This window comes from Kitasatospora sp. NPDC048715 (assembly GCF_043198905.1).
GTDB lineage: Bacteria > Actinomycetota > Actinomycetes > Streptomycetales > Streptomycetaceae > Kitasatospora > Kitasatospora lactacystinica.
Map to the genome: position 1 here is coordinate 173,740 of NZ_JBICVH010000009.1, position 25,234 is coordinate 198,973.

Here is a 25,234-nt window from a genome sequence, read left to right on the forward strand (position 1 = left end):
CTGGCCAACAGGTCGGAATCGTCGGACGCGGTATGTCCTGTCTCGTTCATGTCCGGCACGATCTCACCCACAAGCGGGACCGCCGAGTGAATAAGGGTGCTGCAAAGGTTTTCGCTCCCGGCCTTCGGGCGGTACCCGGCCCCGGGGCCGGCGGGCTGCGGGGCCCGGCCGAGCGCCGGGCTGCGGTCGCGCTGGTGCCCGCGCGGGATCATCGCGGCGCCGGCGCCCGGTGGATTCGGCCGCTGTTCAACGGGGCGTGGCCCGGCCGATGATCCACGACTGCTCCCGGTGCCTACCGTCGGGGCCCACACCACTTCCGGGAGCGAACATGCACGACATCCAGGCGACCGAGCACGAGTGCGGCTGCCCGCGGACCGCCGACCTCGACGGGGAGGGGACGGCCGCGGCCAGTCGGCGCCGATTCCTGCGCGGGGCCGGTCTGGTGGGCGCCGGGGTCGGCACCGCCGGTCTCGGCCTGCTCGGTGCGGTGCCCGCGCAGGCGGCCGGGCCCGAGCAGGGCGGTGGGGCCGAGCAGGCCGGCGGGGCCGGGAAGAAGCCGAAGAAGGCCGCGGGGAAGGGGCGTTGGCAGCCGGACCCGGACGCCCGGCAGTTCACCGTCGTGGTCATGCCGGACACCCAGTACCTGTTCGACCAGGACCGGATCCACCCGGCGCCGCTGGAGGCCTCGGTCCGCTACGTGCTGGACGGCGGGGTCAACCGGGAGGACGGGACGGACGACAACATCGTCTTCCTGTCCCATCTCGGGGACGTCACCGAGAACGGCCTGGCCGTCGAGTTCGCCGCCGTCACCAAGGTGTTCGGCCTGCTGGACGACGCGGGCGCGGCCTACGGGGTGCTCGCCGGCAACCACGACGTCCGTTCCTCGACCGACGACCAGCGCGGCAGCACCCCGTACCTGGAGACCTTCAGCAAGGCCAGGGCCGCCCGCACCGCCGGGTACCGCGGGTCCAGCCCGGACGGTTACAACACCTGCCACGTGTTCCGGGCGGCCGGCCGCGACTGGATGGTGCTCTCGCTGGACTGGCGGCTCTCCGACGCGGGCTTCGCCTGGGCGAACGGGGTGATCGCGGCCAACCCGAAGGTCCCGGTGATCCTGACCACCCACGACCTGGCGTACGCCGACGACAGCGGCCGCGCCGAGCTGTCCGACAACGGGAAGCGGCTCTGGGAGCGGCTGGTCGACGGCAACGACCAGATCTTCCTGACCGTCAACGGGCACTACTGGCCGCCCGGCCGCACCGTGCTGAAGAACAAGGCCGGCCACGACGTGCACGTCCACATCGCCAACTACCAGGACCGCTACTACGGCGGCGCGGCGATGATCCGGGCGTACCGCTTCGATCTCGACCGCAACACCGTCGACGTGTCGACCTTCTCGCCGTGGATCCAGCAGATCGCGGCCGAGGAGCGCAACGCGCTGGCGGCCCAGCACGTCGAGCTGACCTCGGACGTGGACCGCTTCTCGCTCGCGATCGACTTCGACCGCCGGTTCGCCGGCTTCGCGCCCGTCCCGCAGCGCCCGGCGCGCCGGGCGGGCGAGCTGCTGGTGCGCGACACGGTGGCCTACTGGCGGTTCGACGGCGGCGGCGGGGACGGCACGGCCGTCTCCCCGCAGCAGGTCGTCAAGGACCTGAGCGGGCAGGGCAACGACCTGCTCTGGCAGGGCGCCCCCGGCACGCCCGAGGGCGCGCTCAGCTGGTCCGCCGAGCACCACCCGGACCAGCCCGGCCACGGCAGTCTGCTGTTCAAGGGCACCCGCTCGCCGGTGCGCGGCGGCTACCTGCAGACCGTGCCCACCGCGCCGCTGAACCGGGAGACCTTCGAGCGCGGGTTCACCGTCGAGGCCTTCTTCAAGCTGCCCGCCGACTGGGACTCCGCGCGGAGTCGCTGGTCCGCCCTGCTCAGCCGGTGGGGGACGGCCGGTGAGACGGGCAGGAGCGGGCCGGGGACGGACGCCGACGAGCCGGTCGCCACGCTCAGCGTCTCCGAGGCGCCGGCCCTCCAGTGGTGCGTCTACCCGCTCAACCAGACCGGGGCGTCGACCTGTTGGGGCCACCAGCTGCCGCTGGACCGGTGGTGGCACGTCGCGGTGGTCAATGACGGGAAGCTCAGCCGGATGTACGTCGACGGCTGCGAGGTGGCGCGCAACCCGGCGACGCCCGCGGTCGGGCTGACCACCCTGGGGCGGCCGTGGATGCTGGGCGGGTACGCGTACGCGGGGGTGCTGGACAAGGTCTTCCACGGGTACGTCGGGGATGTTCGGATCGTGCGGCGGGCGCTGCGGGCGGGCGAGTTCATGACCGCCTGACCGCGCTCCACGGTGGTCGACCGCGTTCGACCGCGTTCGACCGCGTTCGACGGCGTTCGACCGCACTCGACCGCGCTCGACCGCGCCACGTCGAAACTCCTCCGAAGCACGGACACCGCCGGGCCCCGGTGCGGGCCCGGCGGTGCCGTCTCCCGGTACGGCCCGGCGGGCGCCGGTGCGTGACGGCGGGGCCGGAGCCGTCAGCCGAGCAGGGTGGCCTCGACCCCGGCGAGGATCGCCGCCAGGCCCTGTTCGAAGCCCTCGTCGAAGTCCTGGAACATCACCCGGCCCGACTCGGCGGCCAGGGGGTGGGCGGCCAGGCGTTCGGCGCGGGCGTCCACGTCGTAGCCCTCCGCGCCGTCGAAGGGGTTGGGGCCCATCGCCTGCTCCTCGATGACGTAGCCGATGGTGAAGCTGTAGGCGGTCTGCCAGGCCCGGGTGGCGGCCGTCGGGGTGAAGCCGGCCTCGACCAGCACGCGCAGCGAGGCGTCCAGGCCGGCCGCGTAGCTGGTGTCGGTGAACCGGGCGCCGCTGTAGACCTTCGCGCCGTCGCGGTAGCGCAGCAGTTCGGCGCGCAGGGTGCGCATCGTCCTCAGGTAGCTCTCCCGCCAGTCGCCCGCAGGCGGGCCTTCCCCCGCCCGGCCGGTCATGCGGCGCATCATCTCGGTCGCCATCTCGTCGAGCAGCGCCTGCTTGTCCTTGAAGTGCCAGTACAGCGCGGGTGCCTTGACGTCGAGCCGGGTGGCGATGGCGCGCAGCGTCAGGCCGTCCAGGCCGGCCTCGTTCAGCAGGTTCAGCGCGGTGTCGACGACCTGGGCGCGGTCGAGCTTGGGGGTTCTCTGCGGGGTCACGGTTGACAGTTTAACGCCGTTAAGTGCAGGCTGTCGGCACGGCTACTTAACAACGTTAAGGAGGTTGCCGTGACTTCTCGCGGCATGCACACGGACGTCCTGGTCGTCGGTGCCGGGCCCACCGGACTCGCCCTGGCGCTGGACCTCGCCCGGCACGGCGTCGCCGCGCTGGTGGTCGAGCGCGGCGCGGAACTCTTCCCCGGCTCGCGCGGCAAGGGCCTCCAGCCGCGCACCCTGGAGGTGTTCGACGACTTCGGCGTGCTCGACCGGGTCCGCGCGGTGGCGGGGCACTACCCGCCCAACCTGATCTGGCAGGACGGCGAACCCCAGGGCGAGCACCGGATGTACGACCCGATCGAGCCCACCGAGGCCGAGCCGTACACCGAGGCGCTGATGCTGCCCCAGTGGCGCACCCAGCAGGTGCTGTACGGGCGGCTGCGCGAGCTGGGCGGCGAGGTCGCGTTCGGCCGGGAGCTGGTCGGCCTGACCCAGGACGAGGAGGGCGTGACCGCCGAGTTCGCCGCCGGCGGCCCGGTCCGGGCGCGGTACGTCGTCGCGGCGGACGGCGGGCGCTCGACGGTGCGGCGGCTGCTCGGCATCGGGATGACCGGCGAGACCGTCGACCCGGACCGGATGCTGGTCGCGGACGTCCGGATCGACGGCCTGGGCCGCGAGCACTGGCACGTGTTCCGGTCCGCCGAGGGGCTGCTGGCGATCTGCCCGCTCGGCGGCACCGAGGACTTCCAGCTGGTCGCCCAGTTCCCGGAGGGCACGGCCGTCGACCTCACCCTCGACGGACTGCGCGAGGTGGTCGCGGCCCGCTCCCACCTGACCGCCGCGCAGGTCACCGAACTGCGCTGGATCTCCGAGTTCCGCCCGCGCGCCGCACTCGCGGACCGCTTCCGCGCGGGCCGGGTGTTCCTCGCGGGCGACGCCGGGCACGTCCACTCCCCGGCCGGCGGGCAGGGCCTGAACACCAGCGTCCAGGACGCCTACAACCTGGGCTGGAAGCTGGCCGCGGTGCTGGCCGGACGAGCGGGGGAGGAACTGCTCGACAGCTACCAGGAGGAGCGCCGCAGCAACGCGGCGGCGATGCTGGAGCTGTCCACCCGGGTCCACCGCGGCGAGGAGCGCCGCGGCCGGGCGACCCAGCAACTCGGCCTCGGCTACCGGGAGTCCACGCTCTCGGTGGAGACCCGCCGGAACCTCCCGGCGGACGCGCTGCGGGCCGGTGACCGTGCCCCGGACGGCCGGCGGGGCGGCGTCCGGCTGTTCGACGCCTTCCGCGGGCCGCACTGGACGCTGCTCACCGTCGGCACGGACGCGCCGCTGCCCGCCGTCACCGCCCCGGTGGTCCGCATCCCGGCCTACGCGGCGTACGGCACCGGCGTCTTCCTGGTCCGGCCCGACGGCTTCGTCGGCTGGGCCGGCGCGACGGCCGACGGCCTCGGGGAGTACGCGGGCCGGCAGGGGCTGCTCGCCCCCTGAGCGGGCGTCCGGAGCCCGTTGGCCGGGCGTCGGTCCGGCCGGGTGTCGGTCCGGCCGGGTGTCGGTCCGGCCGGGTGTCGGTCGGCCCGGCTTCGGTCCACCGGAGGACGACCGCCGCTGCAGCGGGAGCGGGCGGACCGGTGGTCACCGTACGGGCCGCGCACCCCGGTTGCTCAGTCCGGCGGCTCGTGCGGGTCCGGGTCGTGGGCCGGCGCGGTGGTCTCGGACTCGGCGCCCTGCCGACGCCTCTTCTCCTCCTCGTGCCCGGACCGCTCGTGCCCGGACCGCGGCGCGCTTTCGCCGGCCATCCGGGACTCGGGGGTCTCGACCGGGACCGGGGAGTCCCTGGGGACGGGTTCGTGCTGGTCGTTCACGGGATCCGACTCCTCTGCGGGGTGCGGTGGATGGGCGGACACCCGGTGGCCGCCCGGGGCGACCGCCGGGTGCCGGGTCAATGCCTGCCCGCGTCCTTGACCTTCTCCGCGGCCTGCTTCAGGTCGCTCTTCACCTGCTCGGCCTTGCCCTTGAGCTCGGTCGAGCGGTCGCCGGTGGCCCGCCCGGCGGTTTCCTTGGCCTTGCCGCTCGCCTTCTCCGCCATGTTGTGCAGCTTCTTCTCGGTACCCACAGCGGGTGCCTCCTCTCGTCGACGGGGGCGAAGTCCGCCCCGGGCGGCGTCTGCCCCGGTCGGGGGCTTCCATGCGCGGTCCGGGGACTTCCGTGCGCGGCCGGGCTCTTCCGGGTCCCGATCCCGCGCGGGGAAGCCCGGCGGTTCGCCGGCGCGGCGGTGCTATCGGGTGGCGCCGGCCTCGGCGGCGGTCTTCAGGTCGTGCAGCCAGCCTTCGAGGCCCTGGCGGAGGATGTCGGTGGCGGCGGGGACGTCGGCGTCGACCTGGGGGCCGGTGTGGGTCTCCTCGGTGCGCACCAGGACGCCGCCGGGCACCTCGGTGAAGTTCCACACGTGCACGCCGTCGATCCGCAGGCCGGTCGCGACCGCCGGGCCGGTCCAGCGGATGCAGGAGCCGGGCCGCAGCTGCCGGACGGTGGAGGTGATCTCCAGGACGGGGTCGGTCGAGGCGGGGTTCGGGGGCAGCGGGGTGGTCCAGTGGAACACCGAACCCGGGCGCAGCGGGCCGCCGTCGAGGCGCTCGGCGCTCCGCACCGGGGCCTGCCAGTCGGGCCAGCGCTCCACGTCGGTCTGGAGCCGCCAGACGGTCCGCAGCGGCGCGTGGATCACGGTCCCGGTCCGGTAGCGGACCCGGGCGTCGGGGTCGACGCCCGCCCCGCGGCAGGTGAGCGAGGAGCCGGGGCGGTGGGCGGTGGCGGCCCCGGCCGGCGCGGCGACGGCCGGCGCTGCGACGGCGCCGAGCAGGCCGAGGGCGAGCGGGACGGTCAGCAGGGCGCTGCGGATGCCGGTGGTGCGGGTGCTGAGGGTGCCGGTGGTGCGGGTGCCGGACATGGAACTCCCCATTCACTGGTCGGCCGTCGGGAACGGCACGGTCGCTGCGAGCTAGATGTTCACGCCTTCGTTAGAAGTTGTAACTCCCCGAGCCCTGGGAGGTCAACAGGTTCCGTGATACCTTCTAACGAAAGCGTGAACATGTAGTCGGGCAACTCGGGGAGCGGGGCGAAGCATGGCCGGGACGGGCGCGGACACCCCGCGCGAGCGCTATCGGGCCCAGGTGCGCGAGGAGATCAAGGCGCACGCCTGGGACCAGATCGCCACGGCCGGCGCCTCGGCGCTCTCCGTCAACGCGATCGCCAAGCGGATGGGCCTGAGCGGCCCGGCGCTCTACCGCTACTTCGCCGGCCGCGACGAGCTGATCACCGAACTCGTCCGGGACGCGTACCGGAGCCTCGCCGACACCCTCGGTGCGGCCGCCGCCGAGGGCGCCGACCTGGCCGGGCTCGCCCACGTCCTGCGCGAGTGGGCGCTGGCCGACCCCCAGCGGTACTTCCTGATCTACGGCACCCCCGTGCCCGGCTACCGTGCACCGGAGGACACCACCGCCATCGCCGACGAGGTGATGCGGACGCTGGTCGACGCCTGCGCGGCGCTCGCCCCGGCCGGGCCGGAGACGCCGCAGGCGCCGTTCGCCACCCACCTGCTGGGCCATCGGGGCTGGGCGGGCGATCAGCCGGCCCCGCCCGAGGTGCTGCACCGCTTCCTGGCCTTCTGGACCCGCCTGCACGGCGTGCTGTCACTGGAGCTCGCCGGGCACTTCACCGGCATGGGCTTCCGGCCCGCACTGCTCTTCGAGGCCGAGCTGGAAGGCCTGCTGGCGCCGCGCTTCTGATCGCCCGCGCTTCTGACCGCCCGCCACTGCCGCCCCGACCGGCACCGGCGCTACCGCGCCGCGGCCTCAGTCCTGCCCGGCGTGCGGCTGGGAAAGCGGTGGTGCGTCGGGGTCCGGGAGCGGCTCCGGCTGCGGGAACGGCGGGATCGGCGGGATCGGCGGCGGCGCGGGATCGGGCTCGCCCGGCCGAGGCGCGGGGTCGGGGCCGGGGCCGGGGGTCGGCCGGGTGTCCGGATCCGGGGGCATCGGGACGGTCATCGGGGCACCTCCTGGGGTGGCACGCCGCTCAGCGGCCGAGCGCGTGCGCCAGCCGGCTCTTGTTCATCGTGGAGCGGCCCTTGATGCCGCGCTGCCTGGCCTCGTTGTACAGCTGGTCGTAGGTCGGGCCCCGGGCGCCCCGGTGCGAGCGCTGTCCGCCGCGCCGGCCGGAGGACATGTCGTGGGTCGAACTCCGGCTGGCGGTCCTCGACTCGCCGTGCCTGGCGCGCTCCTTGTTCACCGTCCGGGCGGCGATCTCCTCGGCCCGCTTCTCGCTCTCGCCCCGGTCGAGCGCGCTGTCCTTGATGTGCTCGTACTGGCGCTCCCGCTCGGGGCTGGATCCTCGGGGCATGGCCGGAGCCTCCGTTCCTCGCTCGGGGTCGTAGCGCCGCTGCGTGTACCCGCGAACGCCGCCGCGAATCCGCCGGTCGGGGCGGTGTGCGGGCCCGTCCGGGAGCCCGGCGGCCGGTCGGCCCCGCCCCCGAGGTCGGCACGCGCGGGGCGACGGGGCGTGTACGGCGGGTCGTGCTCCGGTCCGTACGGGTGTGCCGGGTGTGGCGCGTTCGCCGCAGCGTCACTCCGGGTAGTTGAACGGCTGCACGTTGTTGACGGAGGGGGTGGGGTCAGGGAGTCGCGATGACGGAACACGAGCAGCTCGGCGCGCCCGCCGGCCCGGAAGGGCGGCCCACCCGGCCCGAACGGGTGCCGCCGCAGGCCCCCGCGCCCGGACGGCGCGAGACGAGCGCCCGGTCCGGACCGGACGGCGACGGCACCGCGGCCCCATGGCCCGACATGATGCTGCCGCTGCTGCGCACCCCGACGGCCGATCGGCAGCCCGGGCCGGAGGCCGGCGCGGAGCCGCCGGCGGGTGTCGAACCGGCGCAGGTGCTGGAGCTCGCGCTGCTGGTCGGAGAGCTGCTGCTGGCCAGCGGTGAGGCCGCGGAGGACGTCGAGGCGGCCATGCTCGCGGTCGCGCACGCCTACCGGCTCCAGCCGTGCGACCCGCAGGTCACCTTCACCCGGGTGGCGATCTCGTACCAGCCCGGCCCGTCGGAGCCCTCGCTGACGGCCGAGTGCTCGGTCCGCCGCCCGGCGGTCGACTACGCGCGGCTGGCGGCCGTGTTCCGGCTGGTCATCGAGATCACCGTGGGCGGGATGGCCGTCCGGGAGGCGCACGGCCGGCTGGTGGCGGCCCGCCGGCACAGCCGCCGCTACTCGGGCCGGCTGTTCGTGCTCTGCTGCGGGGGGATGGCCGGGGCCGCCACCCTGCTGATCGGCGGCCGGGCCGACGCCCGGGCCTGGCTGGTGTTCGCCAGCGCCGTCGTCGCCGCGCTGGCGGGCGAGCGGCTCTCGGCGCTGGTGGCGCGCCACGACCTCCCGGCCTTCTACCAGTTCGTGGTGGCGGCGGTGCCCGCCGCCGTGATCGGCATCCTGCTGTCGTTCAACGGGCTGCACCTGCGCGGATCGGTGGTGATCACCGGGGGGCTGTACGCGGTGCTGCCGGGGTGGCCCATGGTGGCGGCGGCCCAGGACGGCCTGGCGGGTTTCTACCTCACCGCCGCCGCCCGGCTGCTCGAAGCGCTGTACCTGATGGCCGGGGTGGTGATCGGGGTGATGACGGTGCTCTACGTCGGCGTCAACAACGGCGCCGACCTGGCCGCCCAGGACGTTCCGACCGGCGCGGTGAACCCGCCGTTGCAGCTCGCCGCCGCGGTGCTCCTGACCCTGGCGTTCGCGGTGCTGCTGAACACCGAGCCGGGCACCCTGCCGGCGGTTCTGCTGAACAGCGCGGCCGGCTGGACCACGTACGGGGTGCTGGTGAACGCGGGCGGCGAGCCGATCCTGGCCACCGGCCTGGCGGCGGGGCTGGTGGGACTGTCCGGCCAGCTCATGGCGCGCTGCCGGGGCAGCTCGGCGCTGCCGCACATCACCGCCGCGCTGGGGCCGCTGCTGCCCGGCTCGGTGCTGTACTTCGGGATGCTCGCCTTCGTGCGCGGCGAGCCCGAGGTGGGGCTGAGCGGCATCGGGCGGGCCGGCGCGATGGCGATGGCCCTCGCCATCGGCGTCAACCTGGGCCGCGAGCTGGCCCGGCTCTTCCTGCCCGCGCCCCGGATGGCCGCGCCGCCCCGCCGCCGGCGCGGCCGCCACCGGCGCTGAGAGGGAATGACGGGCCGGTTGTTTGCCCGGGCGGCGGCGCGGTACACGCGTGGGGTGTGGAGCCGGGCCGGGCGGGACCGGCCCGCTCCCCGGGGAAGGCCCAGGCCGGTTCCGGCCGACGAGGCCGCCTCCGTCGTCGCCACCCGTCAACCTTGGAGACCCTCGTGATAGTCCTCGGTGTCATCCTGCTCATCATCGGCTTCGTCACCGGCATCTCGATCCTGTGGACCATCGGCATCGTGCTGGTCGCGATCGGTCTGGTCCTGTGGGTCGCCGGGGCACTCGGGCACGCCGTCGGCGGCCGCCGGCACTACTACTGACCCGGGCTGACCCCTGCTCAGTGCCGTGCGACGGCCACCCGACGCACCGGACCGCCCCGCTCAGGGGCGGTCCTCGTGCAGTCCGCAGAGCCAGGCCAGGGCCCGGTGGACGCCGAGCACGTAGCTGTGGTCCGACCCCTGGGCGCGGACCCGGTGGAGGTGGACGGCGGCGGCCTGGCACTCGGCCAGCAGCTGGGCGTGGCACGGACCGGTGGCGCCGGCCGTCGCGGCGGCCGTGGCCGCGGCGGTGACCGGGGCCGCGACCTGGGCGCCGGCGGCCCACCGGTAGGCGCCGAGCACGCCGTGCTCGAAGCCGGTCCAGGGCCGCGGGCGCCGGTTGACCTTGTCGATCGCGGCGAACACCTCGTCCAGCGGGCGCACTCCCACGCCCGGGACGGTCTCGTCACTGGTCATGTCCGCAACCTACGTCCGCCCGCCACGGCCCGCCCCCGGGGACCACGGCCCGCTACGGCGCTACCGCCCCGCGCCACCCGAGCGGCGGAGGCGACCGAGCCGTCGGCCGGACCCGGGCGCGGCCGGGCGGCGGGGCCGGGACGGGTAGGCTGACCAGGACGTGTCCGGTCGGAGAGGTGGCCGGGCCGGAGGAACGGTGCGGGCCGGCGGCCCGCTGGTGGAGACCCCTGATGACTCGTCGTTTTGACTGCTCGAACCCGTCCGAGCGCGCGGCCGGGCTGCGCGAGGCCGTGGCCGCGGTGCGCCGCGGTGAGCTGGTCGTGCTGCCCACGGACACCGTGTACGGCGTGGGCGCCGACGCCTTCGCACCGGAGGCGGTCGACCGCCTGCTGCGGGCCAAGGGCCGGGGCCGGAACATGCCCTCGCCGGTGCTGGTCGGCTCCCCGGAGGCGCTGGACGGGCTGGTCGAGGTGACGGAGCGCGCCCGGCAGCTGGTCAAGGAGTTCTGGCCGGGCGGGCTGACCGTGGTCGCCCGCCACCTGGAGTCGGTCGAGCTGGACCTCGGCGAGACCAACGGGACGGTCGCGGTGCGGATGCCAGCGCACCCGGTCGCCATCGAACTGCTCAACGCCACCGGGCCGTTGGCCGTCTCCAGCGCGAACCTGACCGGGCACGACTCGCCGCAGGACTGCGACGCCGCCCTGGGCATGCTCGGCGACTCGGTGGCCGTCTACCTCGACGGGGGCCCGACCGCGGCCGCCGTGCCCTCCTCGATCGTGGACGTCACCGGCGAGGTGCCGGTCCTGCTGCGGGCGGGCGCGCTCGGCGCCGAGCGGCTGCGCGAGGTGGTCCCCGACCTGCGGGAGCGCTGAGCCCGAAGCCCCGGACGGCGCCGCGCCCGGTCGAAGGGCCGTACCGCGTGGCGCCCCGGTGGCCGGGGCCGCCGCCGCTAGGGTCGGCGATGGCGTGCGAGGGCGGGCCCTCCGCCGGGCCGGGGAGGGGGTCGGCGCCGCGACCGGGGGCGTCACCGGCTCCGCTGCGGAGGTTCCATGAGCGCTTCGTCCACCGCGCCGCCCCGGGCGCAGGACCGCACCCGGGCGCGGGTCCGGCAGGGCAGCACGCTGCTGCGCTGGCTGTTCACCACGGACCACAAGGTCATCGGGAACCTCTACCTGGCGACGGCCTTCGGCTTCTTCCTGGTAGGAGGCGTGCTCGCGCTGCTGATGCGGGCCCAGCTGATGGGGCCGGACACCGGGCTGCTGTCGAACGAGCGGTACAACCAGCTGTTCACCATGCACGGCACGATCATGCTGCTGCTGTTCGCCACCCCGACCTTCGCCGGGTTCGCCAACGCGATCATGCCGCTGCAGATCGGCTCGCCGGACGTCGCCTTCCCCCGGCTGAACGCCTTCACCTACTGGGCCTTCCTGCTGGGCGGGCTGATGGTGCTGAGCGGCTTCCTCACCACCGGGGGTGCGCCCTCGTTCGGCTGGTTCGCGTACGCGCCGCTGAACGGGCCGCTGTTCTCGCCCGGGGCGGGCGGGGACCTGTGGGCGCTCGGCCTGGTGGTGGCCGGCCTCGGCACCATCCTCGGGTCGGTCAACTTCATCACCACCATCACCTGCCTGCGGGCGCCGGGCATGACGCTGTTCCGGATGCCGATCTTCACCTGGAACGTGCTGTTCACCTCCGTCATGGTGCTGCTGGCCTTCCCGGTGCTGACCGCCGCACTGCTCTGCCTGGAGGCGGACCGCAAGTTCGGCGCGCACGCCTTCGACGCGGCGAACGGCGGGGCGCTGCTGTGGCAGCACCTGTTCTGGTTCTTCGGCCACCCGGAGGTGTACATCGTCGCGGTGCCGTTCTTCGGCATCATCAGCGAGATCATCCCGGTGTTCAGCCGCAAGCCGCTGTTCGGCTACTACGGCATGATCGGCGCGACCATCGCCATCACCGCGCTGTCCATGTCGGTGTGGGCCCACCACATGTTCGCCACCGGCCAGGTGCTGCTGCCGTTCTTCTCGATGATGTCATTCCTGATCGCGGTGCCCACCGGGGTGAAGTTCTTCAACTGGGTCGGGACGATGTGGAACGGCTCGCTGTCCTTCGAGACCCCGATGCTCTGGTCGATCGGCTTCCTGGTGACCTTCCTGTTCGGCGGGCTGAGCGGGGTGCTGCTGGCCGCGCCGCCGATCGACTTCCACGTCACCGACAGCTACTTCGTGGTGGCCCACCTGCACTACGTACTGTTCGGGACGGTCGTCTTCGCCACCTTCGCGGGCTTCTACTTCTGGTGGCCGAAGCTCACCGGGAAGATGCTCGACGAGCGGCTGGGCAAGGTCCACTTCTGGATCCTGTTCACGGGGTTCCAGACCACCTTCCTGGTGATGCACTGGCTCGGCGCCCAGGGGATGCCGCGCCGCTACGCGAGTTACCTGGCGGTGGACGACTTCACGGCCCTGAACGTCTGCGCCTCGATCGGCTCGTTCCTGCTCGGGATCTCCAACCTGCCGTTCTTCTACAACGTCTGGCGGACCACCAGGTACGGCGAGAAGGTCGCCGAGGACGATCCGTGGGGCTGGGGCCGGTCGCTGGAGTGGGCCACCTCCAGCCCGCCGCCGTCGCACAACTTCCACGCGCTGCCCCGGATCCGCTCCGAGTCGCCGGCCTTCGACCTGCACCATCCTGAGGTGCCGACGGAGGAGCCGTCGAGCGTCAACACCGGTGTGCCGCACGGCCGTTCAGGCGGGCGGGGGAGCGGGCGGTGAAGGCGGAAGGATGGCTGTTCGCCGTCATGACGGCCTTCTTCGCGGTGACCGGACTGGTCTACGGCCTCTGGGCCCGGGAGCCGGCCGGCAAGGCGATCCTGGCGGTGGCGTTCCTGATGTCCGGCCTGGTCGCGCTGTTCTGGTTCGTCCAGCACCGGCGGCTGGGCGGCGGCCGGGCGCAGGACCGCAAGGAGGCCGAGATCGCCGAGGCCGCCGGGCCGGTGGGATTCTTCCCGGCCCGCAGCGGCTGTCCGGTCCTCGCTGCGGTCGGTGTGACGGTCTTCGCCCTGGGACTGGTCTTCGCCCGGTGGCTGATCGTCGTCGGCGCCCTGGTGCTCGCGTTCGCCGTCGCCGGCTTCATCTTCCAGTACCGCGACCACGACGCGGGCTGAACCGGCGCAGCAGCCGCCGGAGCGGTCCGCCCGGGGCGGGTGCGGGCGCCCGGACGGCCGGGGGAGCGGGGTGCGCCGGGGCGGTGAGGACGGCCGCCATCCGCTCCGACTCCCGCTCGGTGGAGGGGAGTTCGACCCGGTCGCGGTGGAACCAGGAGCTCGCCGCGGCCCGTACCCGCTCGTGCCGCGGCGCCCCCTGAAGGGCCGTGACCGGATCCGCCGCGGAGCGCGCCAGCAGCACGTACCGCTCGGCCTCGGGTACCGGGCGGCGGTGGCCGGAGAAGCCGCCGTCGTGCGACTGGTCGATCCGGCCGGTCTCGTCGCCGTCCAGCAGCCGGGAGCGGTCCCGGGCCTGCAGGGCCAGGCAGAGGCGCCGGGTGAGCACGAAGACCACCGGCGGCAGCACCACCAGGGCCGTCCGCAGCACCACGGTGAGCGCGTTCACGGAGAGCTCGAAGGCGTACGCGATGACGTCGTTGCCGCCGGCGATCAGCAGCACCGCGTAGACGGTGATCCCGGCGGTGCCCAGCGCGGTGCGGGTGGGCCGGTTGCGCGGGCGGTCGCACAGGTGGTGCTCTCCGGTCCCCGGGTCGAGCCACCGTTCGACGAAGGGGTAGGCGTACAGCGCCGCGAACAGCAGACCGGGCACCACCAGGGCGGGCAGGAACACGTTCCACGACACGGTGTGCCCGAGCAGCCTGGTCTCGGTGGCCGGCATCAGGCGCAGCGCCCCCTCGATGAAGCCGATGTACCAGTCCGGCTGCGCGCCCGTGCCGACCACGTCGGGGCGGTAGGAGCCGTACCGCCAGATCGGGTTGACCTCGGCGAGGAAGGCCGACAGCGCCATCACGCCGCCCACCGCGAACATCAGGCCCACCGTGCGGGTGAGGAACTGGGGGAAGAACGGCATCCCCACCACGTTGCGGTTGGTGCGGCCGGGGGCGGCCCAGTGGGTGTGCTTCAACACCACCACCAGCGTCAGGTGCGCCCCGAGCAGGGCCAGCAGCAGACCCGGGACCAGGAGGACGTGCACGGTGAACAGCCGGGGGATGACCTCGTGGCCGGGGAACTCGCCGCCGAAGGCGAACAGGGTGAGGTAGCTGCCGACCAGAGGCACCGACAGCAGGACGCCCTCGGCGATCCGCAGGCCGGTGCCGGAGAGGGTGTCGTCCGGCAGCGAGTAGCCGGAGAACCCCTCCAGCAGCGCCAGGTTGAACAGTGTCACCCCGATCACCCAGTTGAGCTCGCGCGGGCGGCGGAACGCCCCGGTGAAGAACACCCGCAGCAGGTGCACACCGATCGCGGAGGCGAACAGCAGCGCCGACCAGTGATGGATCTGACGGATCATCAGTCCGCCCCGCACCTCGAAGCTGATCCGCAGGGTGGACGCGTACGCCTCGGACACCCGTACGCCGTCGAGCGGCAGGTAGGCGCCCCGGTAGACGACCTCGTTCATGCTCGGTCGGAAGAAGAGCGTCAGGTAGACGCCGGTCAGCAGCAGCACCACGAAGCTGTACAGCGCGAGTTCGCCGAGCAGGAAGGACCAGTGGTCCGGGAAGACCTTGCGCAGCAGCTCCCGGCCCGCCTCGGTGACCGGCAGCCGTGCGTCCAGGCGGGTCACGACGCGCTCGCCGGCGGACGGCTCGCGCCCGTTCGAAGCCCTGGTTTCGTCCACGGCAGGAACCTAGTGGGCCTCGCGGCGCACGGGGCGGCCGAGCGTCGCGGATGTCGCGGCGGGCGGAGGCAGAGCACTCCAACGGCGGAACGGGCATCGGGTGCCCGGGCGTCCGCATCGAACGAGCCTCCGGTGGCGGTGGCGGTGGCGGTGGGCCCGGGCGGGCCGGCGACCCTTTCCGGCGCCTGCCCGGCGCCTGTCCGGTGCGCCGCGGCGCGGTCGGCGGGTACGGAATCCACACAACACGCCTGCGCTGCCGGGTGGTTCGACCGGTGCGGCCGCGGAGGTGGCGCGGGTCGGCCGCCCGGGGCATGATCGCGGGATGACGACGATCAGGACCCGGCGGGGCCGCCTCGGCATACCGGCACTGGCGCTACTCGCCGTGCTGGCGGCGGGGTGCGGGACGAAGCACGTGGACACCGCCCAGGACACCGGCGCCGCTACGCCGACGACCGCCGCGACCACCGCCGCGACCACGGCCCAGGGCGGGCCGGTCGACTTCCCCTGCCCCGGCGAGACCCCGACCCCGACCCCGACACCCACCCGTACGGGGAGCCCCACCGCCCCGCCCGCGCCGCCGCTCGACCACTACGCCGAGAACCACGCCTTCAAGGCGCCCCTCCCGTTGCGCGGCCGGAGCCGCTGCGACGGACTGGCGGCCGTCCGGCGCGTCAAGGAGGCGCTCGAACCGCTGCGCACGGCCAACGACTACACCCCGGAGAGCACCCGCCTCCGGCTCACCGGCCTCGGCTACCCGGCGGACAAGGTGCGGGTGCAGGGCATCGGGCGGACCACGGTCGGCTTCACCGTCGAGGCCGCCGGGATGTGCCTGACCGGGACGATGATCCCCGACTCCACCAGGGCGGAGGCGTTCGGCGGCTACCCGGACGGCCGCGGCTGCGAGGAACCCCGGGGCGGACACTGACGCCCACCGGGCGCGCACCGCACGGCAGTTGACGGTGGGCGGTTGCGGCGAACCGTGCGGGAAAGGATCATGGCCGGCATGGTGCGACCGAGGAACGTCGTCGACTGCGGGTCCTTCGCGCTGCGGCGCTGGCAGGGACAACGGGACTTCGCGGCGGCCTTCACGCTGATCGAGGAGTCCCTGGCGCACTTGCGGCCCTGGGAGCCGTGGGTGGCCCGGCACGATGAGGAGCACACCCGCGCCCTGCTCACCCGGTGCGACACCTGGTGGGCGAGCGGCGAGGTGTACACCTACGCGATCACCGAGGACGGCGCCCCGGTCGGCATGTGCCAGGCCGTCCGCGCGGGCGAGTCCGGCGGCCGGCGCGTCGGCTACTGGCTGCACCCGGCCGCCACCGGCCGGGGCCTCGCCACCCGGGCGGTGGCGGCCCTGGCCGAGGAGATGTTCACCCTGCCGGAGGTGGACCACCTGGAGATCGTGCACGACCGGGCCAACACCGCCAGCGCCGCCGTCCCGCGCCGCCTGGGCTTCACCGAACTCCGGCGGGAGCCGGCCGCGCTGCCGCTCGCCCCGGCCGGCAGCGGGACCGCCGTGGTCTGGCGGCTGAACCGCCCCCAGGACGCCACCGGAGCGTGAGCCGGCCCCGGGGGTGCTGCCCGGGGCCGGCTCGCCGAGCCGCGGTGCTCAGCCGACCGGCCCCGGCGTCGCGTGCGGCGCTACCGCCGGTTCGAGCAGCGACAGCGTCCGCTGCTGCGCGTCGAGGCCGACACGGATGCCGACCGGCATCGGCAGATTCGGGCCGGCATGCCCGAAATCGACGTTGCCCAGGACCGGGATGTCACGGTCACCGAGGACGTCGAGGACGATCTCGCGCAGCGTCGGGGACGCGCCGGGTTCGAGTCCGCCGATCTCGCGCGGAACGCCCACGACCATGCCGGCGATCCGATCGAGGATGCCGCTGTGTCGCAGCACCTGCAGGTAGCTCCACACGTACGACGCCAGGCCGCCCATCTCCTCCCAGAACAGCACCGCACCGTCGAACCGTTCGAGGGGCAGCGCGAACGGCGTCGCCTGCGCCAGCACGATGCGATTGATCAGCCCGCCGATCAGCCGCCCCTCGACACGACCGGGACGCCAGCACTCCCACGACGGGCTCGTGGGCAGCGCACCGATCGCCTCGGTGCCGGTCAGCAACCGGGAGTAGAGCTTCTCGAGTTCCGCTCGGCGCGCCACGGACGCGGACTGCCAGTGTCCGCCGAAGCCCGGGACGGCCATGTCGGCGTGGAACCCGACCAGCCCCGTGCGCGCGTGGAGCACCAGATGCAGCAGCGAGATGTCGCTGTAGCCGAGGATCGGCTTGGGGTCGGCCCTGACCGCCTCGACGTCGATCAGGTCGAGGTAGCCGAGCGCCGTCTGGCCGCCGTCACTCGCGACGATCGCGCGCACCTCGGGATCACGCAGAAGACCGTTGAGCTCCCCGGCGATCTCCGCCGGCGTGGCCGCGCTCCACCAACGGCGGCGTCCCGCTTCGAGGAGCGGAGCCCGACGCACGCGGAACCCCATCCGTTCGAGCACGACCACCGTCCGCTCGACGTTGGGCTCGTAAACGGCAGGCAGCGGACCGGACAGCGATGCGATGACCACGAGATCTCCGGGCCCCAGGGCACGCGGTCGAAGCAGCCGAGGCAGGGCGGAACCGGTCATGGCGCCAGTGTCGCCGCTGCCCCGGGCGGGGTCACGCGATTTTCTCCGGTCGTCCGGCTCCACGCGTGGATCGCCCGGAAGGCTGCTAGCCGAAGCGGGACACCGCCGCAATGACGACCTCCGACAAGTGGAGGCCGCATCTTCCGTGACGGCATGGCAAAGGCGGTGCCCCCCGGCGCGGATAGGCTCCGGACGACCGACACCTTGATCACGATCTCCGGATCGGAGAGGGCGCCAGCACGTGAGCATCCAGCAGATCACCCCCAAGCAGCGGGGCTACCTGATCGTCAACTCCCACCCGGCCGGCAGCGCGGCGACCGTCGACCGCCAGTGGCAGCGCATCGCGCCCGCGGCGGCCGGCCGGGCCCCGGTCGCCCTGGTCCTCGGTGCCAGCGCCGGATACGGCCAGGCGCTGCTGCTCGCCGGGCTGCGCCGCCAGGGCATCCGCGGCATCGGCGTCGGCTACGAGGCCGCCGCCACCGAGCGGCGCACCGCCACCGCCGGCTGGTACCGCACCGCCGCGACCTCGGCCCTGGTCGAGCGGAGCGGGGGAGACTTCACCTTCGTCAACGCCGACGCCTACGCGGACGCCACCCGCGCCGAGGTGCTCAAGCTCCTCGCCGAGCGCTACGGCCCGGTCGACTACCTCGTCTACTCGCTCGCCTCGCCCCGGCGCACCGACCCGGCCACCGGCGAGGTCCACCACTCGGTGATCAAGCCCCTCGGCTCGCCGTACACCTCGCCGTCCCTGCTCTTCGAGGACGGCGCCCCGCAGATCGGCACCGTCGGCCTCACCCCGGCCGACGAGGCCGAGCGGGCGGCGACCGTCAAGGTGATGGGCGGCGAGGACTGGCGGCTGTGGGTGCGGGCGCTGGCCGACCAGAACCTGCTCGGCCCCGGCTTCACCACCGTGGCCCTGTCCTACGTCGGCTCCGAGATCACCGCGCCGGTCTACCGGCAGGGCACGATCGGCGCCGCCAAGGAGCACCTGGAGGCCACCGCCCGTCAGCTGCAGACCGAACTGCTCGCCGACCGCGGCCGGGCGTTCACCGTCGTCGCCGGCGCGGCCGTCACCCAGGCGTCCACCGCCATCCCCTCCATCGCCCTCTACACCTCGCTGCTGCGCATCGTCCTCGGCGAGGACGGCTGGCGCACCACCGACGACCAGGCCGTGGACCTGTGGGAGCAGCTGACCGGCGCGAAGGAGCTCACCCTGGACGGGCAGGGCCGCATCCGCCTGGACGGCTGGGAGCTCGACCCCGCCGTGCAGGACCGGGTGCGGGAGCTGTGGGCCGACCCGGCGGGCGCGCTGGCCGCCCAGCCGGACGGCGCCGCCTGGTTCTACAACCAGTTCCGGCAGCTGTACGGCTGGGACGTCCCCGGCGTCGACTACACCACCGGCGTCGAGACCTCGGTGCCCTGGCCCGAGTGACCCGACGGTGCGTCCACGGCGACCCTGATGTGCTCCGGGAGCTGCTCGTAGGCGACGGGTTCGCCGCACAGCGGAAGTCATCGCGCCAGCCTGCCACCCGCCGGGCCGGGGGTGCTTGCCCGGGCCGGGGCGTGCCGACGGCGGTGGATCAGCCGGGTTCCTCCAGGAGCAGTTCCAGCAGCGGCAGGGCCGCCTCCAGCGCACGGCACTGTTCGGGCGTGAGCCGGGAGCTGCGCCGGGCCAGCAGGGCGGTGCGCTCGCGGCGGATCCGGGCGAGGGTCTCCAGCCCGAGCGGGGTGGGGGCGAGCAGCTGGGAGCGTCCGTCCTGCGGGTCGGGGCTCTTGGCGACCAGGCCGTCGGCGACCAGCGGGGCGACGGTGCGGACCATGGACGGGACCGCCACGCCCTCGCGGGCGGCGAGTTCACCGAGCCGCAGCGGCCCGTGCTGCTCCACCCGGGCCAGGGCGGAGAGCTGGGCGGCGGTGAGGTCCTGGTCCCCGGAGGCACGGACCAGCTGGCGGTTGAGCCGGCCTATCGCCAGGCGGAGCCGGACCACGGACTCGGCGGAGAGCCCGTCACCGTCGGCGCTCACGGTCCGTGCTCCTTCGTCGGAGGGGTGGCGGGTCGGGTCGGCGTCCGCGGGGCCCGAGGGGCGGTGGCCGGTGGTTCCGCCGCCGCTCGCGGCCCGGCGGCCGTCGGCCCGCCGGCGGGAGCCGGGGAAGCAGTCGCCGCGGAAGCGGGCCGGGCGCCGGAGCCGGTGGCGTCCACGGCGGCGGGCCGGGGCCGCCCGCGGACCAGCGAGGCGGCCGCGGCGACCAGCGACATCGCGATCGCCAGCCAGAACACCACCACCAGCCCGTCGTGGAAGGGCCCCGAGATCAGCTGCGGGAAGAACTCCCGGCCGGTCAGCGTCCGGACGTTGTCCGGCGGCAGTTGGCCGAGCACGTGCGGGCCCAGGAGCTGCTGGATCGGGTTGTAGCCGAGGAAGGCCGCGAACAGGGTGCCCACCGGCGGCAGCGAGGCGATGGTGCGGGCGTCGGCGGCGGGCACGCCCTGGGCGGTCAGTCCGGCGGTGAGGGTGTGCGGCAGCGAGCCGGCCAGACCGGCCACCATCAGGGAGAAGAAGACGCCGATGGACAGCACCATGCCGGCGTTCTGGAAGGTGGCCCGCATGCCGGAGGCGGCGCCGCGGGCCGCGGCCGGCACGCTCGACATGATCAGCGAGGTGTTGGGGGCGGCGAACAGTCCTCCGCCCAGGCCGTTGAGGAACACCAGCAGGGCGAACCACGGGTAGCCGAAGTCGGTGGGCAGCAGGAGCAGCCCGGCGAAGGAGAACGCCATCACCACCAGCCCGCCGGCGGCGAAGAACCGGGCCCCGGCGCGGTCCGACAGGTAGCCGGCGATCGGTCCGGCGGCCAGAAAGCCGACGGTCAGCGGGACGAGGTAGATGCCGGCCCACAGCGGGGTGTCGGCGTAGTCGTAGCCGTGCAGCGGCAGCCAGATGCCCTGGAGCCAGATGATCAGCATGAACTGCAGCCCGCCGCGGGCGATCGAGCCCAGCAGGGTGGCCGCGTTGCCGCCCGTGAAGACCGGGTCGCGGAAGAGCGAGAGCGGGAACATCGGCTCGGCGGTCCGGGACTCGACCAGGCAGAAGACGGCCAGCAGCGCCACCCCGCCGAACAGTCCGGCCAGCACCCAGGGGCTGGTCCAGCCCATGGTGTGGCCGCCGTACGGCTGGATGCCGTAGGTGATGGCGGCGAGCAGGGCGGTCAGGCCGACGGCGAAGGTGACGTTGCCCCACCAGTCGATCCGGGCGGGCCTGCGCACGCCGGTGTCGCGGAGCGACCGGTAGGCCCAGACCGTGCCGAGCAGGCCGATCGGCACATTGACCCAGAAGATCGAGCGCCAGTTCCACTCGGCCAGCAGCCCGCCGAGGACCAGGCCGATGAAGGATCCGGCGATGCCCGCGACGATGTTGACGCCGAGCGCGGTGCCGCGCCGGTCGGCCGGGAAGGCGTCGGTGATGATCGCGGCCGAGTTGGCCATCAGCATGGAGCCGCCGACCGCCTGCACCACCCGCCAGCCGATCAGCCAGAGCGCGCCCGCCCCGCCGTGCAGCGGATCGAGGGAGAGCGCCACCGAGGTGAGGGTGAAGATCAGGAAACCGGCGTTGTAGATCCGCACCCGGCCGTGGATGTCGCCCAGCCTGCCGAGGGTGACCACCAGGACGGCGGTGACCAGCATGTAGCCCATCAGCATCCACAGCAGGTAGCTGACGTTGCCCGGCCGGAGCGGGTCCAGACCGATGCCGTTGAAGATCGCGGGCAGCGAGATCAGCACGATCGACGCGTTGATGGTGGCGATCAGGGTACCGAGCGTGGTGTTGGACAGGGCCACCCACTTGTACCGGGGGTGATCCGGTTCCACGGCGGTACGGGCCGGGCGCGGCCGCCCGGTCCTGCCGCCGCCGGAGAGTCGTGTCGCCACCGCTGCCTCCTGCCGGCCGACCGGGCCGGGGCCGGCCGGCGGGTCGGAGTGGGAATTCGATAGCTTCCGCCAACTAACGATAGTCCGACGGCTGTTCGATCGGTAGACCGTCGGCGGCGGAGCGGCGGGGGAGCGGTACGGCGCGCGCGGCCGCGCCCGTCAGCCCGCCGCCGCCCGTCAGCCCGCCGCCGTCCCGGACGGCTGCCGCCGGCCGCGGACCCGGTCCAGCAGCAGGACGAGGAGTACGGCCAGCAGGGCCGCGGCCAGCGCGTACACCGGCAGCCAGAGCGTGGTGGTGGCGGACAGGCAGTCGGCGACGGCGTGCCGGGCCTGCTCGTCCTGGGCGGTGGCGAGCGCGGCGCCGTCCCCGGCGGCGAGGTCGCCGAGGGCGGCCTGCGCCTGCAGCCGCGCGTAGTCGCCCAGGTGGGGGCAGTCGCGGCGGGTGCCGGGCATCGGGAACAGCCAGGACCAGCGCTGCATCGCGGGGGCCAGGGCGAGGGCCGCGGTCAGGCCGATGACCAGCGCGTAGGCGGCCAGGCTCCGGGCGTAGCCGGCTCCCGCGTCCGTCGCACGGGTCGGCGGGCGGGTGGAGGAGAGGACCACCGCGAGGAGGGTCAGCCCGAGGTAGGTGGAGAACCACTGCCACGAGCCGGAGGAGAGCGAGAAGGCGAGCACGGCGGCCAGCGCGGTGCCCAGGACACCGGCCCGGGGGCTCACCGCGAGGGTCGGAGCGGGCCCCGGGCCGGCTCGGCGGCTGCGGTCGTCCATGCGCTTGCTCCCCTGGCCGGATGCGGGCCACCAGTCTCCGGGCGCGGTCGCTCCGGGGCCCCGCACCATGCCGGTCCGCCCGCCGCCTCGCCCGGTTGGCGGGCGGCAGCGGCCGGCGGACCCTACCCGGGCCCGTGCCCGAGGACGGAACCGTCCCCGTGCCCAGGGACGGCCCGGCTCGGGGCTCAGGCCGGCCTGGGGCTCAGGCCGGTTCGGGCGGCCACGGGCCGTGCGCCGCCACCTGGGCGCGCAGCCCGCGCAGCGCCTTGGCGGAGGCGATCCCGACCGCGCCGGTGACCAGGCCGTCGCGGACGCAGACGGCGGCGAAGCGGTGCTCCTCCAGGCTGCCGTCGACGACCTCGAACCGTTCGGCGCCGCCGGGCCGGCCGAACACCTGCACCCGCAGTCCGTACTGGTCGGTCCACAGGTACGGGACCGGCCGGTAGGCCTGCCGGGCGCCGTCCGGTCCGGCCAGCAGGTTCCGGGCCGCGTGCATGGCCTGCTCGGTGGCGTTGGTGCGCTGTTCGAGGCGCCGGTGGCGGCCGGTGCGCGGGTCGGGCCAGGAGGCGGCGTCCCCGGCCGCCCAGACGCCGGGGCCGGCGGCGCAGTAGGCGTCGCAGACCACGCCGTCGTCCAGCGGGACGCCGCTGCCGGCCAGCCACTCGGTGGCGGGCTCGGAGCCGACGGCCATCAGCACGGCGTCGGCGGCCAGTTCGGTCCCGTCAGCCAGTCGGACGCCGGCGGCCCGGCCGCGCCGTTCGAGCAGCCCGGTGGCCACGCCCCGGTGGAGCCGCACCCCGTGCTCGCGGTGCAGGCCGGCCAGCAGCGCGGCCGTCTCGGTGCCCAGGACGGCGGCGAGCGGCGTGGCGGTGGAGGTCAGCCAGGTCACCTCGGCGCCGAGCCCGACGGCGGTGGCCGCCGCCTCGGCGCCGAGAAGTCCGCCGCCGACCACCAACAGCCTTGTGCCCGGCCGCAGTTCCTCGCGCAGGGCGAGGGCGTCGGCGAGGGTGCGCAGCACGTGCGCCCCGGGCCGCGGTGCGTCGGCGCCGGGCAGCCGGCGCGGGCGGACGCCGGTGGCCACGACGACGGCCTCGCAGCGCACCCGCCTACCGTCGGAGAGCCGCACGGTGCGCTCCCGGCGGTCCAGGCGTTCGGCCCGGACCCCGAGGCGCAGGTCGAGCCGGAGCTCGGCCAGCGCCTCGGGGCCGCGCAGGGCCAGGCGGTCGGGCTGCCACTGCCCGCCGAGCAGGTACTTGGACAGCGGCGGCCGGTCGTACGGCGGCTCCGGCTCGGCGCCGATCAGGGTGAGCCGGCCGTCGTAGCCGGACCTGCGCAGCGCCTCGGCGGCGTGCAGCCCGGCCGCGCCGGCGCCGACCACGGCCACCTCCCGCAGTGCGGTCACACCTGCTCCAGGTGGATCGCCGCGGCCGGGCAGACGGCGGCGGCGTCCTGGACGGCCCGGTGGAGTTCGGCGGGCGGTTCGGCGTCGAGCAGGACGACGATGCCGTCCTCGTCGCGCTGGTCGAAGACGTCGGGGGCGGCGAGCACGCAGTGCCCGGCGCCGCAGCACTTCTCCTGGTCGATCCGGACGAGCATGGTCTTCCTTTCGGAGGGGTGCCCCGGGGAGGTGAACTCCGCTTAGGGGCAAGTGGGTTGGTGTGGTTCTGGCGGCTCGCGGGGGAGCCCGGGTCACCAGGCGACGGGCAGCTCGTGGACGCCGTAGATGAGCATCTCGCCGCGGAAGCGGACCTCCTCGAACGGTACGGCCAGGCGCAGTTCGGGCAGTCCGCGCAGGATGGTGGCCAGCGCGATCTGCAACTCCAGGCGGGCGAGCGGCTGTCCCAGGCACTGGTGGATGCCGAAGCCGAAGGCCAGGTGGCGGCGGGCGTCGCGGGTCAGGTCGAGCTCGTCGCCGCCGGGGAACTCCCGCTCGTCCCGGTTGGCGGTGTTGACCATGCAGATGACGCCCTCGCCCGCCGCGATCCGCACCCCGTCCAGGTCGACGTCCTCGGTGGCGACCCGGGTCACGCCGGAGTGCACGATGGTCAGGTAGCGCAGCAGTTCCTCGACCGCGCCGGGCACGGCCTCGGGGTGTTCGCGCAGGTGGTCGAGCTGGTCGGGGTTGCGCAGAAGGGCGAGCACGGAGAGCGCGGTCATGTTCGCCGTGGTCTCGTGTCCGGCGATCAGCAGCAGCCGGCCCATGTCGCCGATCTGCTGGGTGCTCAGCTCGCCGCGCTCCACCAGGCGGCTGAGGATGCCGTCGTCGGGGTGGGTGCGCTTGGTCTCGGTGAGCCCGACCAGGTAGTCGATCAGCTGGGCCTGGGCGTCGGCGACGTCCTCGGCGCTGGAGTCGCGGCGCAGCAGGACGCGGCTGCACTCCTGGAAGAAGTCGTGGTCCTGGTAGGGGACGCCGAGCAGCAGGCAGATGACCAGGGACGGCAGCGGCAGGGCGAACTCGTGGACGAGGTCGGCGCCGGAGCGTCCGTCGGTCATCCGGTCCAGCAGCTCGTCGGCGATCCGCTGGATCTCCGGGCGCAGCGCCTCGACCTTCTTGATCATGAACTCGCCGGTCAGCATCCGGCGGAAGTGGGTGTGCTCCGGGGCGTCCATCCGGATGATGGTCGGCCGTCCGGTGCTCAGCTGCCGGGCGCCCGCGCTGATGAACGGGTAGCCGGGCCGGGTGGAGTCGGAGCTGAACCGGGCGTCGGAGAGGACCGTCTTGACGTCCTCGTGGCGGGTGACCAGCCAGCTGGTGGAGCCGTCCCACAGGGTGACGCGGCCGACCGGCTCCTCCCGCCGGGCCTGGTCGTAGGCGGGCGGCGGGGCGAACGGGCAGGTGCCGCGGGCGGCGGGGTGGGTGAATCGGGGGGTCTTCTCGGCGGTGGCCATCGGTGGATCCCCTTCCGGGAGTCGAGCCGCGGGCACCTAGTTACGTGCCCAAAGCAACTAACTGAAAGTCACGCTAACTCGCGTTC

At 74.2% G+C, this 25,234-nt stretch carries 25 protein-coding genes; 11 read left to right on the forward strand and 14 right to left on the reverse strand.

Annotated features, from left to right (window positions below; genetic code table 11):
- Nucleotides 1-328: 328 nt before the first annotated feature.
- Nucleotides 329-2,329, forward strand: a complete 2,001-nt coding sequence (locus tag ACGFSC_RS18620) for a LamG-like jellyroll fold domain-containing protein (RefSeq protein ID WP_359903198.1) — start codon at nt 329-331, stop codon at nt 2,327-2,329.
- A 200-nt stretch (nt 2,330-2,529) separates the two neighbouring features.
- Here the strand turns inward: ACGFSC_RS18620 and ACGFSC_RS18625 are convergent, their stop codons facing one another.
- Entirely contained in the window at nt 2,530-3,180 is a 651-nt protein-coding gene (locus ACGFSC_RS18625) for a TetR/AcrR family transcriptional regulator C-terminal domain-containing protein (RefSeq protein WP_359903195.1), read from the reverse strand.
- Nucleotides 3,181-3,264: 84 nt separating this feature from the next.
- Between ACGFSC_RS18625 and ACGFSC_RS18630 the strand changes: the two genes are divergently transcribed.
- A complete protein-coding gene (locus tag ACGFSC_RS18630; RefSeq protein ID WP_359903287.1) occupies nt 3,265-4,668 on the forward strand; it encodes an FAD-dependent monooxygenase in 1,404 nt (467 codons plus the stop codon).
- A gap of 173 nt (nt 4,669-4,841) precedes the next feature.
- On the opposite strand, the gene ACGFSC_RS18635 is transcribed toward ACGFSC_RS18630, so the two are convergent.
- From ACGFSC_RS18635 to ACGFSC_RS18645, 3 genes are all read right to left on the reverse strand, one after another.
- Complete coding sequence (locus tag ACGFSC_RS18635) at nt 4,842-5,042, reverse strand: hypothetical protein (RefSeq protein ID WP_359903192.1); 201 nt, start codon at nt 5,040-5,042, stop codon at nt 4,842-4,844.
- A gap of 77 nt (nt 5,043-5,119) precedes the next feature.
- Nucleotides 5,120-5,293, reverse strand: a complete 174-nt coding sequence (locus tag ACGFSC_RS18640) for a CsbD family protein (RefSeq protein WP_359903189.1) — start codon at nt 5,291-5,293, stop codon at nt 5,120-5,122.
- Between the two features lie 162 nt (nt 5,294-5,455).
- Nucleotides 5,456-6,124 carry an SRPBCC family protein gene (locus ACGFSC_RS18645; RefSeq protein WP_359903186.1) on the reverse strand — a complete coding sequence of 223 codons (669 nt, stop codon included), beginning with the start codon at nt 6,122-6,124 and terminating at the stop codon, nt 5,456-5,458.
- Between the two features lie 175 nt (nt 6,125-6,299).
- On the opposite strand from ACGFSC_RS18645, the gene ACGFSC_RS18650 reads away from it, so the two are divergent.
- Nucleotides 6,300-6,962 carry a TetR/AcrR family transcriptional regulator gene (locus tag ACGFSC_RS18650; RefSeq protein ID WP_359903184.1) on the forward strand — a complete coding sequence of 221 codons (663 nt, stop codon included), beginning with the start codon at nt 6,300-6,302 and terminating at the stop codon, nt 6,960-6,962.
- Between the two features lie 286 nt (nt 6,963-7,248).
- On the opposite strand, the gene ACGFSC_RS18655 is transcribed toward ACGFSC_RS18650, so the two are convergent.
- On the reverse strand, nt 7,249-7,572 hold the full coding sequence (locus ACGFSC_RS18655; RefSeq protein WP_359903181.1) for a plasmid stabilization protein: 324 nt from the start codon (nt 7,570-7,572) through the stop codon (nt 7,249-7,251).
- A 284-nt stretch (nt 7,573-7,856) separates the two neighbouring features.
- Between ACGFSC_RS18655 and ACGFSC_RS18660 the strand changes: the two genes are divergently transcribed.
- Both ACGFSC_RS18660 and ACGFSC_RS18665 read left to right on the forward strand, forming a co-directional pair.
- Nucleotides 7,857-9,377: a threonine/serine exporter family protein gene (locus ACGFSC_RS18660; protein WP_359903179.1), complete on the forward strand. Its 1,521-nt coding sequence runs from the start codon at nt 7,857-7,859 to the stop codon at nt 9,375-9,377.
- A gap of 164 nt (nt 9,378-9,541) precedes the next feature.
- The gene (locus tag ACGFSC_RS18665; RefSeq protein ID WP_359903176.1) at nt 9,542-9,697 is read left to right on the forward strand and encodes a DUF6131 family protein; all 156 of its coding nucleotides are present in this window, start codon (nt 9,542-9,544) and stop codon (nt 9,695-9,697) included.
- A gap of 60 nt (nt 9,698-9,757) precedes the next feature.
- On the opposite strand, the gene ACGFSC_RS18670 is transcribed toward ACGFSC_RS18665, so the two are convergent.
- Entirely contained in the window at nt 9,758-10,111 is a 354-nt protein-coding gene (locus tag ACGFSC_RS18670) for a hypothetical protein (protein ID WP_359903174.1), read from the reverse strand.
- 230 nt (nt 10,112-10,341) lie between these two features.
- Between ACGFSC_RS18670 and ACGFSC_RS18675 the strand changes: the two genes are divergently transcribed.
- The 3 genes from ACGFSC_RS18675 (at nt 10,342) to ACGFSC_RS18685 (ending at nt 13,268) form a co-directional block, all read left to right on the forward strand.
- A complete protein-coding gene (locus ACGFSC_RS18675; protein WP_359903171.1) occupies nt 10,342-10,983 on the forward strand; it encodes an L-threonylcarbamoyladenylate synthase in 642 nt (213 codons plus the stop codon).
- Between the two features lie 177 nt (nt 10,984-11,160).
- Nucleotides 11,161-12,876 carry a cytochrome c oxidase subunit I gene (ctaD, locus tag ACGFSC_RS18680; protein WP_359903168.1) on the forward strand — a complete coding sequence of 572 codons (1,716 nt, stop codon included), beginning with the start codon at nt 11,161-11,163 and terminating at the stop codon, nt 12,874-12,876.
- Complete coding sequence (locus ACGFSC_RS18685) at nt 12,873-13,268, forward strand: cytochrome c oxidase subunit 4 (RefSeq protein ID WP_359903165.1); 396 nt, start codon at nt 12,873-12,875, stop codon at nt 13,266-13,268. The genes ctaD and ACGFSC_RS18685 overlap by 4 nt, the downstream gene beginning before the upstream one ends.
- Here the strand turns inward: ACGFSC_RS18685 and ACGFSC_RS18690 are convergent.
- Complete coding sequence (locus ACGFSC_RS18690; protein WP_392863613.1) at nt 13,234-14,943, reverse strand: cytochrome bc complex cytochrome b subunit; 1,710 nt, start codon at nt 14,941-14,943, stop codon at nt 13,234-13,236. The two genes, ACGFSC_RS18685 and ACGFSC_RS18690, sit on opposite strands and share 35 nt — an antisense overlap.
- Before the next feature lie 322 nt (nt 14,944-15,265).
- Here ACGFSC_RS18690 and ACGFSC_RS18695 point away from each other — a divergent pair, with 322 nt between their 5' ends.
- Entirely contained in the window at nt 15,266-15,868 is a 603-nt protein-coding gene (locus tag ACGFSC_RS18695) for a hypothetical protein (RefSeq protein WP_359903162.1), read from the forward strand.
- A 78-nt stretch (nt 15,869-15,946) separates the two neighbouring features.
- Nucleotides 15,947-16,504, forward strand: a complete 558-nt coding sequence (locus ACGFSC_RS18700) for a GNAT family N-acetyltransferase (RefSeq protein WP_359903159.1) — start codon at nt 15,947-15,949, stop codon at nt 16,502-16,504.
- A 48-nt stretch (nt 16,505-16,552) separates the two neighbouring features.
- On the opposite strand, the gene ACGFSC_RS18705 is transcribed toward ACGFSC_RS18700, so the two are convergent.
- Nucleotides 16,553-17,572, reverse strand: coding sequence for a S66 peptidase family protein (locus tag ACGFSC_RS18705; protein ID WP_359903157.1), 1,020 nt, complete (start codon nt 17,570-17,572; stop codon nt 16,553-16,555).
- A gap of 241 nt (nt 17,573-17,813) precedes the next feature.
- Here ACGFSC_RS18705 and ACGFSC_RS18710 point away from each other — a divergent pair, with 241 nt between their 5' ends.
- Nucleotides 17,814-19,004, forward strand: coding sequence for an enoyl-[acyl-carrier-protein] reductase FabV (locus tag ACGFSC_RS18710; protein ID WP_359903154.1), 1,191 nt, complete (start codon nt 17,814-17,816; stop codon nt 19,002-19,004).
- Nucleotides 19,005-19,152: 148 nt separating this feature from the next.
- On the opposite strand, the gene ACGFSC_RS18715 is transcribed toward ACGFSC_RS18710, so the two are convergent.
- The 6 genes from ACGFSC_RS18715 to ACGFSC_RS18740 all read right to left on the reverse strand — a co-directional run bounded on the left by ACGFSC_RS18715 (nt 19,153) and on the right by ACGFSC_RS18740 (nt 25,148).
- Nucleotides 19,153-19,596: a MarR family transcriptional regulator gene (locus ACGFSC_RS18715; RefSeq protein WP_359903151.1), complete on the reverse strand. Its 444-nt coding sequence runs from the start codon at nt 19,594-19,596 to the stop codon at nt 19,153-19,155.
- Complete coding sequence (locus ACGFSC_RS18720) at nt 19,593-21,491, reverse strand: MFS transporter (protein ID WP_392863616.1); 1,899 nt, start codon at nt 21,489-21,491, stop codon at nt 19,593-19,595. The genes ACGFSC_RS18715 and ACGFSC_RS18720 overlap by 4 nt, the downstream gene beginning before the upstream one ends.
- A 177-nt stretch (nt 21,492-21,668) precedes the next feature.
- Nucleotides 21,669-22,259 (reverse strand): hypothetical protein, encoded by a 591-nt coding sequence (locus ACGFSC_RS18725; protein ID WP_359903148.1) that lies wholly within the window; start codon nt 22,257-22,259, stop codon nt 21,669-21,671.
- A 202-nt stretch (nt 22,260-22,461) separates the two neighbouring features.
- A complete protein-coding gene (locus tag ACGFSC_RS18730) occupies nt 22,462-23,661 on the reverse strand; it encodes an FAD-dependent oxidoreductase (protein ID WP_359903145.1) in 1,200 nt (399 codons plus the stop codon).
- A complete protein-coding gene (locus ACGFSC_RS18735) occupies nt 23,658-23,855 on the reverse strand; it encodes a ferredoxin (RefSeq protein ID WP_359903142.1) in 198 nt (65 codons plus the stop codon). The genes ACGFSC_RS18730 and ACGFSC_RS18735 overlap by 4 nt, the downstream gene beginning before the upstream one ends.
- A gap of 93 nt (nt 23,856-23,948) precedes the next feature.
- The gene (locus ACGFSC_RS18740; RefSeq protein WP_359903139.1) at nt 23,949-25,148 is read right to left on the reverse strand and encodes a cytochrome P450; all 1,200 of its coding nucleotides are present in this window, start codon (nt 25,146-25,148) and stop codon (nt 23,949-23,951) included.
- Nucleotides 25,149-25,234 lie beyond the last annotated feature (86 nt).